Origin of the sequence: Aeromonas sp. ASNIH8, assembly GCF_002919855.1 — a bacterium.
Classification (GTDB): domain Bacteria; phylum Pseudomonadota; class Gammaproteobacteria; order Enterobacterales; family Aeromonadaceae; genus Aeromonas; species Aeromonas caviae.
Window position 1 is genome coordinate 1 of record NZ_PQLN01000095.1, and the last position, 16,592, is coordinate 16,592.

Consider the following 16,592-nt stretch of genomic DNA (forward strand, 5'->3'; position numbering starts at 1 on the left):
GCCATCCCCACGACGAGCCACAAGACCATATCAGAAGGTAAGCGGCGTCGGCGGATAGTGGCCTTTTCAGACAAGGCGGCAGCGGCAGTAATCCATTCGTCGGGAATATGGTCGGCAAAAATGGCCAGCCGAGCCAGCATGTCGCCAGATGCCTCAACAACATCGTTCAGATCGTTTGCAATAGACATAAAAAATCCGGAACCAGTGATTGGTTCCGGATTGTCCTACAGCAGAAGGATCGGTCAATGGATCCTTAACTGATCAGCATTGCCCTAATCGGGGCCTTTTTTTGCCTACAGAACGGCGGAGCTGTCAGCAGAAAGGGGGAAAAATTTCACATGTGAAATTTTCTTCGACTGACCGAAAGAAGGGTAGTCATATTTGACTGGTTGGAACGCCGAGAATACACTAGACATATATGACTACATGGCGAGAGTTCATCACTATCCGGCGATACCGAAAAGGGCACTGGTTTGGGGGATGCAGACCCTTTGCTGATGGCGATGTCGTGCTTGCTTGGAAAATGAAGGGGCCAGACCCAGCTGGTCAGGCTGTTGAAAACAACGACGAGACAACCATCAATTCCGAGGGGTGATGACCATGGCTAAGCGCACCACGATTTGTATAGATCGACTGATCCATGACTTCCAGCTCTGCCAACACTTCGGCTATCCCTGCCGTTTTACTGTTGGCCGCAACACCGGGTATGGGCCCAGCGTGGTCGCGGCGTTGGAAAAGCGTGGATACACCCTGGTCAAGGTGCGCAAGAGTTGTTTCGAGATCACTGGCGTCCAAGGTGGGCCTGACAAGACAAGCTGAGTTGGCCCACCAGCAGTTTGAAGGGGAGGCAGTTACTTCGCCGCCTCCGCACGATACTTCACCAATTTAGCCTCCTTCGTCATACTGGCCTTGGTCAGCAGATTGATCAGCCTCGCATTGAGCATGGCCGCCCTGATCCCCTTCAACATGACCTCCCCTTCCTCGGTAACCATCAGAGCCAAGAAATCACGAATCTGTGCTGCATAGGTGATGGCCCACTGGTCAGGATCTTTGATCTGGGACTCTCGCGGCATCGCGGACAGAAGGTTGTAGAGACGATTATCATTGCTGGTGGTCATGGTTCCCCAGAACTCAGCACACACACCGGCCATAACCGCCTTATCCGGCCCATCCAAGGCTATATTGAAGAGGTTTGCTAGGCGCTCACGTCTATATCCAAGAACTGACTTCATGGTTTTCCTGCACAACGCGGTATCAAGCTCACGGAGAAGCTTGGTTCTGACCGCCACCTTCACCAGGTCGGCCCTATAGAGCTCAACAATATCGGGCATGGTGAGATAACGAGCGCGGCCGAAGTCTACCGATTTCAGGATATGGGTAATCTCGTTGCTGAGAGTCACGGCTGATACATCGCTGAGTTCGTCAGACGTCTCCTCCTGTAACCCCTTAGGCAGTTGCGCGGAATGTTCTCCAGCATCCTCACTCTGCCCATTATGGGGCGAGTGTTTATGGGAGATCCGGTGGCGTGTCAGCTCGATCTCGACCTTTAGGCCATCGAGAATGAATAGTTTGCAGTTCTCAGGGGTAATGGGGGTGAATTGCGTATCGGTGTGTCTACGATAGGCGCACTCCAGTACCCCGCAGCCCACCAGCTCGACAAGGGCTACCTCCAGCATTTTGACGTGCCTCTTCTTGTAGTACCCGGCTTCTGTTAGGGGGTGAATACCCTCAAGAATCCCTCTAACAGACAATTTTTTGTTGATGTAGACCCAATCTTGCTTGAACTGCCCATTCCCGATCGTTGTCAGCCAAAGGCTGAATATCCGGCTGATCGGATGCTCAAAACCAATGATGGTGCTCCTGTTGACTGCGATGAGACGACTTGCTGCTCTGTACATCTCGCGCATTGGCAAGTTGGGCGTGATCCGGATGATGCCGTCCCCATCCAGGCTAATAACACTGACGAGGCCAACGATCATCACCGAGCCTTTCATCCGGGAGCTATCCTTACTCTCCTTACCACTATGGACCTCTGCGTCCTCAGGTTGCCTGAACAAAGTCATTTGGAAGGCATGAAGACGCTTCATGGAGTGCAGGATCTTGTCGGTCCGCATGAAGTCGCTGATGTAGTTCCCAAATTCTGCTGGAGATAAAAACTCCGCTAATGGGGAGTAGAATTGCTCCGGGGTGACCTCGATATACGACGCAGCGGCTCTCTCATACTGAGCATCAGTCATCGAACCAAGTAACTTGACTAGGCACAGGTACGTCTTGATGTCCAGGTCTGTATCCAGCACAGGCCCAGCCAACGTCATTGCCTTGTACCCATTCATGAAGCGTGGATCCACCTCATAGACGATCTTGCTGTCCAGCACCGGGCGCAAGGCGGGGTTGTTGATCAGGTTTCTGTTGAGTGTGCGAAAAATACCGGTCCCGATAACCAGCTGGGTGTGATTGTCCAAAGTCACAGGTAGAGGCCCCCTTTGTTCTGACATGTCAAACACCCTGGTTGCACTCTCCGAAGCGGAAGAGGGTAATTCCGGCTCTGACTTACCTGCTGGAGTGAGAGGCGGTACCCGCGCTGGCTCGACTTCGAGTTCCGGCTCAAGCTCCGGTTCTGGTTGAGGGGGTAAAGGGTTATCACCAATCTGTGCTGATGGGGCCGGAGCCGGAGATGGTAATACGGGGGCCAACCTCGGGCTTTGCTCGGAAGGTTCGCCCTGTGTCGTCAACGACGGTTGAGGGTCACTATCCTCCTCCTCGATCAGCCAAGAGCTATCATCAAAGAAGGCAACGAACCTTGCTACCACTTGGTCAGGATTCCGAGAGGGAGAGTCCCTGAGGAATTGGCACATGGGGAGTATTTTGGCTCGGTCCACAAGGCTGCTAAAGAAAGCGATGCTCTTCTGGTTGGCAGGCAACCCGATCTTCTGAGCCTCATATTTAGCGATTGCCGTCACAATTCGCGCTACCGCATCATCTGTCATAACACATCCCTAGCAACCTGTAAGTAAGCTGTACATAACTACGTATAAGCTGTTGAAAAGCATAAATTAAGCCCCTATTGAGCCCCATAAAAATGACCTGTTTGGGGGTTAAAACTTGGCTATTTGGGGGTTAAAACCACCTTATTTGGAGGTCAAAAAACTCTGTGTGGGGGTCAAAATACCCAATATGGAGGCCAAAATATACTGTTTGGGGGTTAAATTGATGTGCTTGGGGGTTAATGTGGGCTGTTTGGGGGTTAAACTTAAGATTTAATTCAATTAAAACAACCGGTTGCGAGCTCTATCTTTTATCCTTGATCCTTTATCTATGATCTTAGGATCTAAAGAGGATCTACAGAAGATCTACAGATCAGGGATCTAAATAATTAAAGGACTAAAAAATTATAAGTTGTTCTCTCAACACATTTTTCGATGCTCTCGTTTGGCTTCCGTTGGGGAGAGCAAGCAAGTCCCAGGGATGCGATATGAGGCCATCTATGCAAGCTTGCTGCGATAAGTCATTACCTATACTAAAAAAACGCCGCACAGAGCGTCACAGCGCAGCTGTGTGGCATCCTCAAGGTGGGCGTGGTGCACCCAGCAGGTTTTGCCGGAATCCAAGCCTGCCCATGATGGATCCTCGCTATCCTGTTGTCGGTTCCCGTGAGCTTCACTCTCATCTGACTTAACAGCCAAATTGGAACGATCCACCGCTTGATTTAACCCCCAAACACAAAAGTCCCTGTTCGCTGGGAGCATCACTGTTAACAAGCCGATGACCATCTTTGGGCATGACTCAATCCCTCCATTCCCCACTCGCAACACCTATCAATCCGCAACGAACACGAGTCGTACTAGCAGAACGCTGGTGGTTTACGTTGTTTACAGTATCATAAAGTGATGCTATGTTTTTACGGGGTAGCTTAAAGCAAACAGGTAACAGCGTGGTGATGCTCGACCCTGTTCGGCGTTGCATGTGCCGCTATACCAGCAGGAAAAAATTTCACATGTGAAATTTTAGCGGTGTTGGTGCCCAATCCGGGCAGTTTCGCGGGCTTGCATTTTTGGGAAATCCTGTAGGCTTGCTGGCATGAAAAGGAGATAAGCAGTGACCCAGTTTAAACGCAGCCGCGTCATCATGTTCGGCGCCTTTGCTCTGTCAGGAGCTTTAGCAATCAGTGGAATGAATCTCCTAGCGTTGCTCTTTGGTTGGGTTGCTGTCTGGCAACTCACATCGAGCGCGAAGTCAGAAATGGTTCACACCAGTATCCAGGCGGCGAAGAGTGCATTTGAGTCGCTGAATGTGGTGATGTTCGATAAGCGCTGGGTTGGCGATAGAGCAACAGTAGCGAAGGTATTGCACCAACAGCTTCCAACAGTTGAGTCAAATGGGCTGTCAGTGGTGCGGGTCATAGCTGTAGCTCAGGGGGGAACTTGGTTCAGTCTGGACATGGCTGTATCAAGAGCCCAAAACGTAGAATTGCTTAACCTGCAACCGCTCAGCGAACCCGAAGCGAAGTTCATGTTGGCCTCAGACCTTGAGGCATACGAAACCTTTTTCGGAAAGCCCGATAATGCTTGAGGACAAAGTGATGGAAAAGACCAATGAAGTAAGCGGCGCGGAGTTCACGGCCGAAGAAAAAAAAGCAATGAACCATGCTGCCTATGCCCAGTGCATCTTCATCCTGGCCCAGGTTCTGCTGTACCCGGCCCTCGGGGCGACTGGCGCCATCTTGGCCGCGTTCTGTGGAATGATGCCGTGGCTGCCCCGCTTCGTTAAACAAGCACCGTCGAAGGCGTTTGGTATGGTGCTGGCCTCTGTCTGCCTGGCTCCACTTTATGCCAAGGTTTGCACCTTCATCGTAACAGCTGTCCAGGGCATTTGATTCACCTGGCCTGGACGCAGGTTTAGTGAAAGGGAGTGCGGTAATCCCAGAAAGGAGGTTTTGGCCTCCTTTCTTTTTGAATGGAAAATCCTTCCTGCCTCATCCCCTCCAGCAGAACTCAGCGTCCTGACTATTTTCCCATCAGGAGTGGTTTGACATGACCGTACTAAGCAGCAAGAAGATCCAGATAGGTGTTATCGCAGCAATCGTATTGGGGGCCCTCGGTACCGGTATAGGGGTGTACCAGTCAGTGAAGGTGGACCAACTGACGAATGACCTCGCCAAGGTGAATAATACTCTCAGCAACATGAATGCCATCACCACCAATTCAATCACTTTCAAGAACCAAACCGAGTTTGATACAGCAGTGGCCGCTAGTATCAACAAGCTGGTGGATAAGCAGCAGCAGGAGAAGATGAGCCAGAAGTATGCTCAGTTCGATGCGGCGGCCGAGAAGGTAGCTGATGGTAAACACATCTACGGTGACCTCAACGCCCGCTTCACCTTGGTCGAGTTCTCTGACATCGAATGCCCCTATTGCAAGCGATTCCATGACACACCAAAGCAGCTTGTTGATGCCAGCAAGGGGAATGTGAACTGGCAGTGGAAGCACATGCCACTCGATTTCCATAACCCAGCTGCATTCAAGGAAGCTGTGGCCGCTGAGTGTATTTCAGAACAGAAGGGTAACCGCGGGTTCTGGGTCTTCATCAATGACATGTTCGAGCACACCCAGGGTAATGGGGCCGGGGTCAAAGATCTGCCTCAGGTGGTGGCCGGTGTTGGAGCCGATTTGAGTGCGTTCCGCGAATGCCTTGCCGCTGGAAAGATGGATGAGAAGGTTCAGGAAAATATCCAGCAAGCGAAGAGCCTTGGGGTCAACGGCACACCGGCCACCTTTGTCGTTGACAACAAAACGGGTAAGAGCCAGCTCTTGGGTGGCGCTCAGCCGCCTGAGGCCATCATGGCGGCGATGAGGAAAATGGTGGTTGAAGACCAGGAACAGAGTGCAGCGAAGCAATAAAAATTTCATATGTAAAAGTTGAGTCGGGCGCATGGGGGATGAGCTTCGTTGGGCTGGTGCCAAAGATGACACCGCCAAGCGGTTTGACATTGAGGGAGAAGAAGATGGAAATCCGTGATCAAATGAGAATGTTGCTGGAGGCATTAGGAAAACATGATGCCGTTACTCGTGATCTGCTCATAGAGCACAGTGATCTGATCCGGGCAATCAGCAAAAAATGCCAGAGCTCTGGCCTGTACCTGGACTTTGAGCCAAGAATCCGCCAAGTTGCTCAGAAAATCGAAGCTGACCACAAGGCTGATGATCGCCTGATGTATGTCTGGAACTGGTGTATGCAGCTCATTGTCAGTGCTCGGTCTCAGTTCCAGCGTGATGGCGCCATCATTCTTACCATACCTTTGGTCGCTAAGTATCTGCCTGAAACGACGGAGCTGGAAAAGCCAGAGGCAATAATCATCAACCTCGATCTGGACTACCGCGCACCAGAAGGGAGTAAAACACTGCGTCAGCTGGTCAGCGAGCGGAGGGCATGGCCTAGCGGCGCAACCTGCGCGACCCAGGATGTCGAAGGCGAGATTCTCTATTGGGATGCGGAGGTTGAGCATGTGAAAACAACCGCAGGGGAGAGTCGTCGGGTGGAGTTCAGGCACCAGATCGATGCCTGGTTCGCAGATATAGACAACCCACTCTTGGCAACTGACTGGACTACCGCCGTCGTTACCCCCGAAGAGTTGGATGATGAGTACCAGCTTGATCCGGAGTGGGTGTTCTCTCACTCGGGAGCATGATTTAACGTCCAAATAACTTGGCTGGTGGGCGCTGAAAAATTTCACATGTGAAATTTATTTTGCCTATGAAGGCGCATTTTTGCAGGGAAGAGGTTCGATCAATGACAGTCGATGTGCAATCAGTCCATAAATTTGGCAGGGCAATCCTGCTGCTCACTCTTGGCTTGACTTCGCCCTTTGTGTCGGCCGAGACCTTTACTGGTCAAGTCGTCGGTGTTTCCGATGGCGATACGGTCAAAGTTCTGACAGAACAAACCTGTAATTCCGGGGAAGAATGCCGAAGTGGTAAAGTGCAGTACCGGGTTCGGTTGGCCGAGATCGATGCTCCCGAGAAGAAGCAGCCATTTGGCTCAAAGGCCAAGGCTGCACTGTCGGAGCTGGTGGCTGGGCAGATGATCACCGTTGAGCAAGTGGACAAAGACCGCTATGGCCGTCTGGTTGCCAATCTCTACGCCGATGGCAAATGGGTAAACGCCGAGATGGTCCGCTCAGGTGATGCCTGGGTGTACCGCCAATACGCTAAAACCCCTGAGCTATTCCAATTGGAAGAAGAGGCAAGGGAAGGGAAGCGCGGCCTCTGGGCTCTGCCTGAACAGGAACGGACTCCTCCCTGGGAATGGCGTAAAGCGCACTAATCACAACCCCTTCTGTGATAAGGAAGGGGGCAATTATAACCACGACAGAGTAGGAAGACGTATGAACAAAAGTGATTTGATAATGGCGATAGCTGAGTCAGCTGACATCACCAAGGCTAAGGCAGAGGCTGCGGTTAACGCTTTGATGGCTACTATCACCACCGAACTCAAGGAAGGTGGTTCCGTAGCTCTCACTGGCTTCGGAACCTTCCAGGTGAGAGCTAGAGCCGCCCGTACTGGGCGCAATCCGCAAACCGGAGAGGCAATTGAGGTTGCCGCGGCAAACATCCCTAGCTTCAAGGCTGGCAAATCACTGAAAGATGCGGTGAATTAACCAATTATTCATGTGCCACATGAATAAGAATGGTGTTTACATTGGGCTCCTCTCGTGGGAGCCTTATTCATGTGGCACATGAGTAAGGTGAAAATATGAGGCTATCGGCAACGCAAAAGGACGTGTTGTACATCCTGTTCTCTATAGAGGCTAGGGGAAGGTTTGACCCTGTACCTGGTATGAAGTTGCTGGGGATGCTTAATCTGACACGCAGTAGCGAGATTCACGATACGAACTTTCGCACATCATGCCATACCTTAGTCGCCAATGGTCTGTTGAGTAAGTACCGATCGTCATCGCTGATGCTGGCCTTCACGTTGACTGCTGACGGGCGGGAGAAGGCCAAAGATATTTATCAGACCAGGGCGGAAGCAACAAGTTAGCGTTTTGAGAACCCGAGATCTTACCAAAATACTGAGCCGACGTGCTCCCCTGTCTGCACGTCACAGCCATCGGAAACAAGCCGGATAGAGCTCTTTTTCTTTTTTCTGGCTGCATTTCCCTCAGTCTGGTCTTTTGGTGCGGCGAGTAAACCATAGAACAGCCCGCCTACAAGGGCCCCTTGCCAAGTGAATAAAGCCACCAGCCCCCAGAAAGCCAAACCCACCCAGTAATTCTTGTGGAGCAGGTCCAGCACGGTTTTTACCCAGTAAACCACTGCAATCGCGATCACAGCGTAACCCCAACCAGTCGCTTGCAGCATCGCGGTACCAAGGACAACTACGGCCATCAGGAAAATGTTGATTAAGTCTTTCATGGTCTATCTCCTCACAAGTTATGTATCCACTTTATCACGGGTGCAAATAATGCAACTGTAATTGGCCTATAAAACGAGCCTTTTGTGATGTTTTTTCACCGCACTGAGCGATGAGGTCGCTAGCGTTAACGTTATCAATCACCGCTAAATCAATGGGTTCAAATAGATACTTGAAATGTGCTGCCCAATATTTACTGGGTCATTAAGTGGTGCTATTGTTTATCTCGATTTTGATTTGAACTGGTCGCATTTTGGATGACGTAGCCGGTGATGTGCAGCTAGGTAAGCGCAAAGTTATTTTGGATTAGTGGGCACGTGGTCAATGAAGCAAAAAGAAATGGATCGAACAGACTGGCTCATCAAATTTCGGCGGGCCAAGTGCAATGAAACCCTTGATGTGATGCGTGATGCAGCGCTTCGCGAGCTGACAAATATCAGAGAAGTAGCCAATATGCTCTTTGCACATGAGAAGAGAGAGGATGAAATTGAGATAGGGCTGTACTGTCGGAAAATATAAGGCTTCTAGCCTCTCGTTTTGATGATGTTCCAGATGCGGTCTGGTCTGATAACCGGAGCTTTTTCACTGACTTCAATGAACGGATCCATCGGTGTGTGACCTCGCCACCTTATCCACTGCGGGTCACCCGCGGCTATGGCAATGTACAGGAGATGCAGTGGGTCGATTTCATTACCCAGACGCTCGAACCTATCGTGAAGAACTTGGTTCCCGGTGGTAGTGTCGTGCTCAACGTGAGCAACGATATTTTCGAGTCAAAGCGTCCCTCGCGCTCGATGTACCTGGAGCGTATGGTGCTGGCACTGCATGACAGACTGAGGTTATCGCTGATGGACCAATGGCCGTGGATCAACACCTCCAAGCCGCCGTCGCCCACGCAATGGACGTGCGTGAATCGCGTCCAGCTATGTTCAGGGTGGGAGCCGGTGTACTGCTTTACTAATGACCCCAGTTGCGTCCGCTCGGACAATCGCAGGGTCCTGCTTCCTCATATCGACGCCCACCAGAGCCTGATGGATTCGGGTGGCGATCGCCGTGTGGTGAGCTACGGCGATGGTGCTTACCGGCTACGGGGTAATGCTTTCGGAAAACAGACAGAGGAACGTATCCCAAAAACGTGGTCCAGCGGGGCCACCGTTGTGCTGACACGATGGCAATCCGGTTTCTCACTGAGGCTGGCGATCTCGTGGTTGATCCCTTCTGCGGCTCCAACAAGAGCTGCCTCGCGGCAGATCGATGACCGGCGCTGGGCAGCCTGTGACAACACCTTTGAGTACATCAGGCAGCAGGACGAGATGTTCACCGTTTTTGATGGATTTTGGATGAACCCTGCAATTGCAATGGTGGGCAATGGGGGAGCCTGTAATTGAGTGAAGTGAACGAGAAAGACATGGAACAACGAATTGCGGCGGCACAGCCAAAGCTCAAAGCGTGGTTCGCGTGGAATGAGCCACCACAGATTAGATTTGTACTGACAACACAAACTCTTACAAAAAACGGCCATTGGCCGTTTTTGCTTTGTGAATGTTTTTACAGCACCATCATAAGAGATTGCAGCATCATTTTATGAACGATAGAATGTTTCACATGTGAAAGTTTGGGGGTGATTTGGATCACCTGGAGAAAACAACATAGGGGTCGGTATGGCAAAAGTCATCAGCTTCGCCAACCAGAAAGGCGGAGTGGGTAAGAGCACCATATGTATCCAGCAAGCCTTTTATCTGTCGATGAAAAAGAAGAAGAAAGTGCTGGTTGTGGACATGGATGGTCAGGGCAATACGTCCTCTCGGCTGGCTGCCAAGCGCGAGCTTGAAGATGGCGAGTTCGAGCCGGTTTTTTCGGGCACGAAGACAGCAGAGCTGTTTGCCCATGAGATCTCGCACATCGAAGTCATGCACTGTCCATGCGGGGCGGACCTCATTCACACTCCAAAGAATGACCCGGATTTGTTTGAGATGGAGGCGGTGCCTCTGGATCAAGCTATGAACCCCGCCCGTCACTTGGCTGTGCTTTTTGAGCAATATGACTATGTGCTGATAGATTGCGCACCGAGCCTCGGCAGAAAGCTTGTGGCCGCGCTGGTGATGTCTACCCATGTTGCATGTCCGGTAAAGCTATCAGGGTTCGCTGTAGACGGCGTGGAAGGCCTACTCAACACCATCATCGGTGTTAGGGCCGAGTACAACCCGGAGTTGGAGATCCTAGGGATTTTAATTAACGATATGGATCGCTCTGTCAACCATGACAAATCCCTAAAGGCACTTCAAAAAGAAGTGCCGGAGCTCCTGTTCCAGAACAAGATTATGCACCGTCCGCCTCTGGACACCGCAACCACCGATGGCGTTCCTGTTTGGGAATTGCAGTACGGCCATGTTGCAGCGAAAGAGGTGCAAGCTGTGTTGGAAGAAATGATAGAGAAGGTGGGTTAACGATGGCTCTTGGTAACCTCAAAGGTCTTTCCGAGCTCGCTAATGTCGCGAAGGGAAAGACAGGCAAGCAGGTATTAAGTGTGCCTGTTGAAGATGTGGTTTCGAAGGCGCAGGTTCGTAAGCGCTTTCGGAACATTGAAGAACTTGCGGCAACTCTCGTTACAGAAGGCCAGCAATCACCGATCATTGTTTCCCCCAAGGGCGAGGATGGTAAATACGTCATCCAGAAGGGAGAGCGACGTTGGAGGGCCTGCAAACATGCAGACATTCCAACGATCGACATCATTGTCAATGATAAGAACCAAGGCGAACTGGATGAGACCGCTGGGGAGCTGATAGAGAACATACAGCGTGATGATCTTACACCGTTGGAAATAGCAGAAGCGCTGGACAAATTCGTCAAAGCGGACTGGAAGAAAAAAGACATCGCTCTACGTCTGGGCGTGAACAATTCGTTCGTCTCGTCGCATTTGTCATTATTGAAGATGCCTGACTGTGTGCGTGAGCTCTATGACGGCGACATCTCTTCTGACACTGAAACCTTGAACAACCTGCGTCTACTGTTCGAACTGAATGCTGAGCGCTGCCGAGCCATCTGTGCTGTTGCTATAACTGATGGGATCACTCGTAAGCAGAGTCGTGAGCTGCTGAATGACGCTAAGCGCATCCAGGAAGGGCTGGAGAAGGCTCAACTTTCTGGACGTGGCGGAGATAATCCTGGTGCCGGGGCAGAGAGCAATAGCGATCATCTTCCTCCAGAACAAGAACATGTCACGTCAGTACAAGGTGACGGGCATCAGGTTGGAAGCAGTAGTGGGAATCGCAACCTCGATCCTCTTGAGGAAGGTGCAGGAGCCGGTACAGATAACTCTACCCCTGGAGCTCCCGAAAAGCAGAATAAGGCCAACAGGACCACGATTACCGAAGGTGGGGACGCGCTTCCTCCCCTGGAAAAGGATCGGGAATGGAAGACGGCTAGGGCCGATAATCTGATCTTCGCTGTGCATGTGCTGGTGGACGATGAGGTGAGGAAGGGTGTTATCATGACTGATCGTGTAGCGCTCAATCCGTCTACCGTCTGGGTTAAGACGCTGGACAGTGCTGGAAAAGAAAAGCATCTTAATGTGCCAGCATCAGATATCGAGATTTTGAGTATCGAAGGTTAAGTGACAGTCCCATCTTCTAAGTCGGGACTTTATGAAAAACGGGGGCTTATGGCGATTTCGCGAGACATTAAACGTAAATTTGAGCTGGTGAATGCCCTGTCGAAGAAGAACAGGCCTAGTCTCAATGATCTGCATCTCGAAACGGGTATCCCCGAATCAACCATCAAGAGGCAGATCTCCGCACTACGCGAAGAGTTCGGGATGGAGATCTTGTTCATAAGAGGGGCCCGAGGCGCACCGGGCGAACCTGGTACGGCCGGTTACTACATGCTGACGAACTGGGGAATTCTGGAAAGAGCCGCGTTCTTGAGTAGGTATGGCAAGCTATAGCAAGCCTCGAAATGAAAACCCGCCATTACGGCGGGTTTTTTACTATGCGGCTATGCTGGTGTCCACCCTTTGCTGGGCGTAGTAGCCAATCCCGGTAGGGCGCCGTGAGAGAGTATCGATCCCAACAATGCTGAGTGTTTTAGGCGAGACATTACGGGACTCAAAGAAGTGGAACAACTGCAACATACAGCACTTGACCATTAATCTATCGATGTCTTCGAGATAGATCGATGCACTACTCAGGGCTTCCGGCCCTTGGCTCTCAAGCAGATGTTCCATCCATTGGATGGCATTTATTCCCGATCCGCAGCACGGTTCGAAAAAATCTGCCGACGGAGTTGAGCCAACCAGCTGTGACAGGAGGCGGCCAACCCCTGGAGGTGTCGGAAAGTAGTTGGTTCCCTTCTTGTGAAAACCGGACATGCTAAGCACGTAACCAATTACATCGCTGGTAGGATCTTGCTTCATGGCCGCAGAGAGAACGTGTGACAGCTCGATAGCGACGGGCTGTAGTTCATCAGGAATGGTGTTGGCGGGAGGATAGAGCCCAGTTTGGAGGTAGGCCCATTGGTCGATAAACGCCTCAACAAATGCCGAGGTACCCATCCGATAACGCGCTTGCTCAATGAGTGTCAGCGCCTTGTTAGCTAGGGGGGTTATCTGAGGTGTCATTGGATGCTCCAGTGTAGTAACAGAAAAAGTTGTTTGCGCCCAAAGAAGACCCCCGGCCAAGGCCGGGGGTCATTGAGACAACCTTAGGAGGGCTGCCTGTTACCTATCTGCGAGCTACACATCTTTGCAATCGCCTCCCCACACCATTCCGGCATTGTAGAAATCAAGGGAAGCGCGGTCTCCAGCGGCATATTGGGGACATCGATCAGGCGGACCCGCTTTGCGGATCGACGGGCGTTGTTACTTACAGTATGATGAGATTGCATACGAACTCCTCCGATAAGAGTGTGTGTAGGCCCCCTGTTCGCCCAGGGGGCTTTTTTTTTGCCCTCACATTACAGCACCATAAAGTGGTGCTGGTCAAATCAAAATATGACCTAGTAAAGATTGGTGTATGTCGGCCATCAACAACTTGACGGGAGAGGTGAGTGATTTAATATGAGCTCATTATTTGAGTTAGTAAAAGGTAGGGCGAATCATGCGTACTTACGTGATCGTGCCCGTGCGCAGTCGGGCAAAAATTTCACATGTGAAATAAAAGAATGAACCGGTAGTACAAAGCGTGAGACTACAGACCTACACGGTAGCGAGGAAAAACAGATAATGGCTTTGGATCACGGCATTCTCAATGTCCCGCTCGCCAAGCGAAACGGCGATATGGACAAGCAACTGGCCCAGTTCACACAAGAGCGGACCAAGGCCAGAAAAGGAGCCCACAAGGAGGCGAAGGCTAGGTACCGTGACGAGAAAGCCATTGCGCAGCGTATGCTCGACATAGCAGGCCCTCAGTTGCTTGCAGAATGGGCTGTGAAGAAGGGCATGACCGAGCGGGCCTTTCGCACTTTCTTGGTAGAGCTGATTAACGACAAGCCCGGCAAGGCCAAAAAGGTACTTGAGTTGATCGTCCAGAACGGGGCACTCCCACCTCACACTCAGCCTACCGAAGACATAGCTAAAGCCGCTGTGCGCGGGCAATTGTTTGCCAGCATCTCCAGCCTCAATGCTGTGAGCAAGGCCCTTGGCTTCGATCAGAGCAAGATATATGTGACCCTTGATGGGCAGCAGATCCACGTAGCTGAAAAGGTGGCCTCTGACAATCTGGTTCAAGCCAGCGGCAAAGCGATTATGAAAGCCGTCCAGGGACAGGAGAAGATATGAGACGCTCAGCAGCTGCGCCGCATAGAGCGCATCAAGCGAGGCCGCACACGCGGCGCCGGGGCGGGAGGGTTTAACCGGGACATCGGTAACATCGAGCACAGAATCAACGATGCTAACACCAAAATAAGCTTGCTCCAGGGGGAACTGAAACGTCGGATCTCTACGACAGCCGTCCAGTGGCAAGCCAAGTAAGGGAAAATAGATATGGAACTGACAGATTCAGTCCTTCATCAGCTGCGCTACTTGGCAGAGCAAGCCACAGCCGGGGAGTGGGAGGCCGTCAATAACGGCGTGGTGCGTATCAAGGGCACTAATAGCCAGATCGCTGCTTGCACCATGTCAGATGACTCACAGCGCTCAATCTCGCCACTGGAAGCAAATAGCCGGTTTATTGCCGCTGTGCAACCTGCCGTTGTCCTGGCGATGGTAGAGCGCTTGGCCCGTTTAGATCACCTGGTCAAGGCGAGCAAGCAGCTGGTGCTGGCGGAGGCCGATAGCTCCCCGACTGGTGCTTTTAAAGATGCCATAGACTGGGTTATTAAAGAGACTAAGGAGCTTGGTTAAAGGAGCAGGAACGATGATGGCTGGAATCCGCCCTCAGTCGATATTGATGTTATGTGCCTATGCTGCCACGCCACTCTGGCTGGTGTGGATTTTTGGTCACCTCTACATGCAGGACTTAACCTTGAGGCAATTCTACGGGGAGGGGGATTATGTACGCTCTCCAGCAGATCATATGGTGATGGGCAACAGCGTAGGCGTCCACTACCTCAAGGAACTGAGGGCCAAACAAGGCGACGACATGCAGTATCAATGTCTCGGAGTAACAAATGCCGACGGCACCAAGCCAAGTTTGTCGTTTCAAGTCAAAGGTGAGCCTGTATGCTGCTCGTTGGCAAAAGATCAGTGGAGCATCCCCTTCAAAACTATTGGTGACAGCCTCCACCTGCTATGCGGAAAATGGCCCGACGAGAATGAAATTGTGATGACTCCCATACCTGAAAGGATGAATAGATGAGCGCGGATTTTAAGCATGGTTCGGAGGGGTATCCCTGCGGCCAATGTTGCGGTAGCAAGGGGGAATTGAGCACGGGGGGGTGCGAGCTCTGTGAAGGGGAAGGGGGGTTCGCTGATGCAAAGGTGATGGTTACCCGCGTGATCAGCTACGCCAAAGATAACCGACTGCCGGTGATCGCTGCCTTGTCGTCTTTTGCCTTTCGCAGCATTGCCACGAAGGGCCATGAACCGCGTGAGCTATTTAAGCTCAGCCAGGAGCTCAATGCCCCCCGTAACCTGATGAGGTATGGGTGGGATGCCTGGGAGATCTATGCGCGACATGAAGGCGTGATACCCGAACTGGCTGATCTGGGGCGTAGCGTCATGCGCGAATGGTATAACCACTCCTGGGAACATTTCGAGGATGAGGTCGGCTTTGACGCGGCCGAGCATATGATCGCTCAAGCTAAGGCGGAACCAGATAAAACAGAGGCTCGCTGGGCTTACCTGCTCAGTGAAGAGTGGATGGTGGCGTAGTCTGTAATGTGGGATGAAACCTGTGTCATCCCTGAAAATAGAGTTTCATCCTTGAAAATAAAGTCTCACCCTAATTTTATCATGACCCATCGAATCTTATGGCAGGCTGGCGCTGGTGTGGGAGATCAATAAAGTATCATACTAAGTAATAAAGATTCATACCGAGTATTAAAGTATCATGCTGAAGTGGCAGCGATCACATAGGTACGCTGCCATTTCTAAACCCTTTATGCCCCAAAGCGAGTTACAACCAAACTTGCCCAAGCGATCTAGTTCGAACATGTTGACCAAATTTTAGTAATGCTACAGAATGACTATTTGCGAAGGTTAAATATGAATGAAGCTCAAGTATTCAAGCAAGAAGATTTCTTAGGTGAGATTTTTGAAAATGAAGCGAAAGCGTTACTAAGCGATATTATGTCATCGACTTCCTTAGTATCTCTTATGTATGCATTTGAGGAAGAACAAGTACATAAGGCCATTGAATACATTGTTGGAATATTTAATGAGTGCTACAAATTCGGTCATCTTAAAGTTGCCACATCAAGCTCCGAACTGACGCTTTGTGGGTATGCAATGATTTTTGTTCATCCACATCATCAATCGGCATATCTCCATAAAATACAGATTTTTGAGCAGTTTAGAGGGCGTGGGCTAGGGACTGAAATGTTGCAGTCGCTTAGTCAATCATTTAGCGATTTGGGGCTAATTTGTAATAACGATAAAATCAAATTTTATGAACGTAACGGATTTGTAACCGTTCACCGGGACGGTGTTGACAGCACCAACTCCTCCGGGAACGGGTAGTCGGTTTTCTCGATGCAGGACCTGACAACTGCCCTCAGCCACTCCTGCGGGCAGCGGCCCAATCGCTTGG

General features: G+C 51.1%; 22 protein-coding genes. 18 read left to right on the forward strand and 4 right to left on the reverse strand.

Annotated elements, in window-relative coordinates:
* Positions 1 to 188: transposase domain-containing protein (locus C3418_RS19125; RefSeq protein ID WP_181023087.1), on the reverse strand; the 188-nt coding region annotated here is incomplete at its 3' end.
* Between the two features lie 412 nt (positions 189 to 600).
* On the opposite strand from C3418_RS19125, the gene C3418_RS19130 reads away from it, so the two are divergent.
* Positions 601 to 819 (forward strand): hypothetical protein, encoded by a 219-nt coding sequence (locus tag C3418_RS19130; protein ID WP_073536863.1) that lies wholly within the window; start codon positions 601 to 603, stop codon positions 817 to 819.
* Positions 820 to 851: 32 nt separating this feature from the next.
* On the opposite strand, the gene C3418_RS19135 is transcribed toward C3418_RS19130, so the two are convergent.
* Entirely contained in the window at positions 852 to 2,987 is a 2,136-nt protein-coding gene (locus C3418_RS19135; protein ID WP_232048280.1) for a hypothetical protein, read from the reverse strand.
* A 1,108-nt stretch (positions 2,988 to 4,095) separates the two neighbouring features.
* On the opposite strand from C3418_RS19135, the gene C3418_RS19140 reads away from it, so the two are divergent.
* The 6 genes from C3418_RS19140 to C3418_RS19165 all read left to right on the forward strand — a co-directional run bounded on the left by C3418_RS19140 (position 4,096) and on the right by C3418_RS19165 (position 7,654).
* Positions 4,096 to 4,569 (forward strand): hypothetical protein, encoded by a 474-nt coding sequence (locus C3418_RS19140; RefSeq protein ID WP_011899300.1) that lies wholly within the window; start codon positions 4,096 to 4,098, stop codon positions 4,567 to 4,569.
* A gap of 10 nt (positions 4,570 to 4,579) precedes the next feature.
* The gene (locus tag C3418_RS19145) at positions 4,580 to 4,873 is read left to right on the forward strand and encodes a hypothetical protein (protein WP_043774473.1); all 294 of its coding nucleotides are present in this window, start codon (positions 4,580 to 4,582) and stop codon (positions 4,871 to 4,873) included.
* A 157-nt stretch (positions 4,874 to 5,030) separates the two neighbouring features.
* The gene (locus tag C3418_RS19150; protein ID WP_073536810.1) at positions 5,031 to 5,897 is read left to right on the forward strand and encodes a DsbA family protein; all 867 of its coding nucleotides are present in this window, start codon (positions 5,031 to 5,033) and stop codon (positions 5,895 to 5,897) included.
* 104 nt (positions 5,898 to 6,001) lie between these two features.
* Entirely contained in the window at positions 6,002 to 6,685 is a 684-nt protein-coding gene (locus tag C3418_RS19155; RefSeq protein WP_232048281.1) for a hypothetical protein, read from the forward strand.
* 164 nt (positions 6,686 to 6,849) lie between these two features.
* On the forward strand, positions 6,850 to 7,320 hold the full coding sequence (locus C3418_RS19160) for a thermonuclease family protein (protein WP_081374715.1): 471 nt from the start codon (positions 6,850 to 6,852) through the stop codon (positions 7,318 to 7,320).
* Between the two features lie 61 nt (positions 7,321 to 7,381).
* Entirely contained in the window at positions 7,382 to 7,654 is a 273-nt protein-coding gene (locus C3418_RS19165; protein ID WP_011899295.1) for an HU family DNA-binding protein, read from the forward strand.
* A 403-nt stretch (positions 7,655 to 8,057) separates the two neighbouring features.
* On the opposite strand, the gene C3418_RS19175 is transcribed toward C3418_RS19165, so the two are convergent.
* Entirely contained in the window at positions 8,058 to 8,411 is a 354-nt protein-coding gene (locus tag C3418_RS19175; RefSeq protein ID WP_011899293.1) for a hypothetical protein, read from the reverse strand.
* 322 nt (positions 8,412 to 8,733) lie between these two features.
* Here C3418_RS19175 and C3418_RS19180 point away from each other — a divergent pair, with 322 nt between their 5' ends.
* From C3418_RS19180 to C3418_RS19200, 6 genes are all read left to right on the forward strand, one after another.
* On the forward strand, positions 8,734 to 8,928 hold the full coding sequence (locus C3418_RS19180) for a hypothetical protein (RefSeq protein WP_011899292.1): 195 nt from the start codon (positions 8,734 to 8,736) through the stop codon (positions 8,926 to 8,928).
* A 152-nt stretch (positions 8,929 to 9,080) separates the two neighbouring features.
* Positions 9,081 to 9,797: a hypothetical protein gene (locus tag C3418_RS19185; protein WP_073536813.1), complete on the forward strand. Its 717-nt coding sequence runs from the start codon at positions 9,081 to 9,083 to the stop codon at positions 9,795 to 9,797.
* Positions 9,794 to 9,997: a hypothetical protein gene (locus C3418_RS24440; RefSeq protein WP_181023125.1), complete on the forward strand. Its 204-nt coding sequence runs from the start codon at positions 9,794 to 9,796 to the stop codon at positions 9,995 to 9,997. The genes C3418_RS19185 and C3418_RS24440 overlap by 4 nt, the downstream gene beginning before the upstream one ends.
* 73 nt (positions 9,998 to 10,070) lie before the next feature.
* On the forward strand, positions 10,071 to 10,856 hold the full coding sequence (locus C3418_RS19190; RefSeq protein ID WP_073536814.1) for a ParA family protein: 786 nt from the start codon (positions 10,071 to 10,073) through the stop codon (positions 10,854 to 10,856).
* A 2-nt stretch (positions 10,857 to 10,858) separates the two neighbouring features.
* On the forward strand, positions 10,859 to 12,022 hold the full coding sequence (locus C3418_RS19195; protein ID WP_011899289.1) for a KorB domain-containing protein: 1,164 nt from the start codon (positions 10,859 to 10,861) through the stop codon (positions 12,020 to 12,022).
* Positions 12,023 to 12,070: 48 nt separating this feature from the next.
* On the forward strand, positions 12,071 to 12,352 hold the full coding sequence (locus tag C3418_RS19200) for a helix-turn-helix domain-containing protein (RefSeq protein WP_043774296.1): 282 nt from the start codon (positions 12,071 to 12,073) through the stop codon (positions 12,350 to 12,352).
* A gap of 42 nt (positions 12,353 to 12,394) precedes the next feature.
* On the opposite strand, the gene C3418_RS19205 is transcribed toward C3418_RS19200, so the two are convergent.
* On the reverse strand, positions 12,395 to 13,024 hold the full coding sequence (locus tag C3418_RS19205; protein ID WP_011899287.1) for a type I restriction endonuclease subunit M: 630 nt from the start codon (positions 13,022 to 13,024) through the stop codon (positions 12,395 to 12,397).
* Positions 13,025 to 13,627: 603 nt separating this feature from the next.
* Between C3418_RS19205 and C3418_RS19210 the strand changes: the two genes are divergently transcribed.
* The 5 genes from C3418_RS19210 to C3418_RS19230 all read left to right on the forward strand — a co-directional run bounded on the left by C3418_RS19210 (position 13,628) and on the right by C3418_RS19230 (position 16,522).
* Entirely contained in the window at positions 13,628 to 14,182 is a 555-nt protein-coding gene (locus C3418_RS19210) for a hypothetical protein (RefSeq protein ID WP_073536816.1), read from the forward strand.
* A gap of 204 nt (positions 14,183 to 14,386) precedes the next feature.
* Positions 14,387 to 14,746, forward strand: coding sequence for a hypothetical protein (locus C3418_RS19215; RefSeq protein ID WP_174722094.1), 360 nt, complete (start codon positions 14,387 to 14,389; stop codon positions 14,744 to 14,746).
* Positions 14,747 to 14,759: 13 nt separating this feature from the next.
* On the forward strand, positions 14,760 to 15,200 hold the full coding sequence (locus C3418_RS19220; RefSeq protein ID WP_048217590.1) for a hypothetical protein: 441 nt from the start codon (positions 14,760 to 14,762) through the stop codon (positions 15,198 to 15,200).
* Positions 15,197 to 15,715, forward strand: a complete 519-nt coding sequence (locus C3418_RS19225) for a hypothetical protein (RefSeq protein ID WP_048217589.1) — start codon at positions 15,197 to 15,199, stop codon at positions 15,713 to 15,715. Before C3418_RS19220 ends, C3418_RS19225 begins: the two co-directional genes overlap by 4 nt.
* A 333-nt stretch (positions 15,716 to 16,048) precedes the next feature.
* Positions 16,049 to 16,522, forward strand: a complete 474-nt coding sequence (locus tag C3418_RS19230; protein WP_181023126.1) for a GNAT family N-acetyltransferase — start codon at positions 16,049 to 16,051, stop codon at positions 16,520 to 16,522.
* The last annotated feature ends 70 nt before the right edge of the window (positions 16,523 to 16,592 follow it).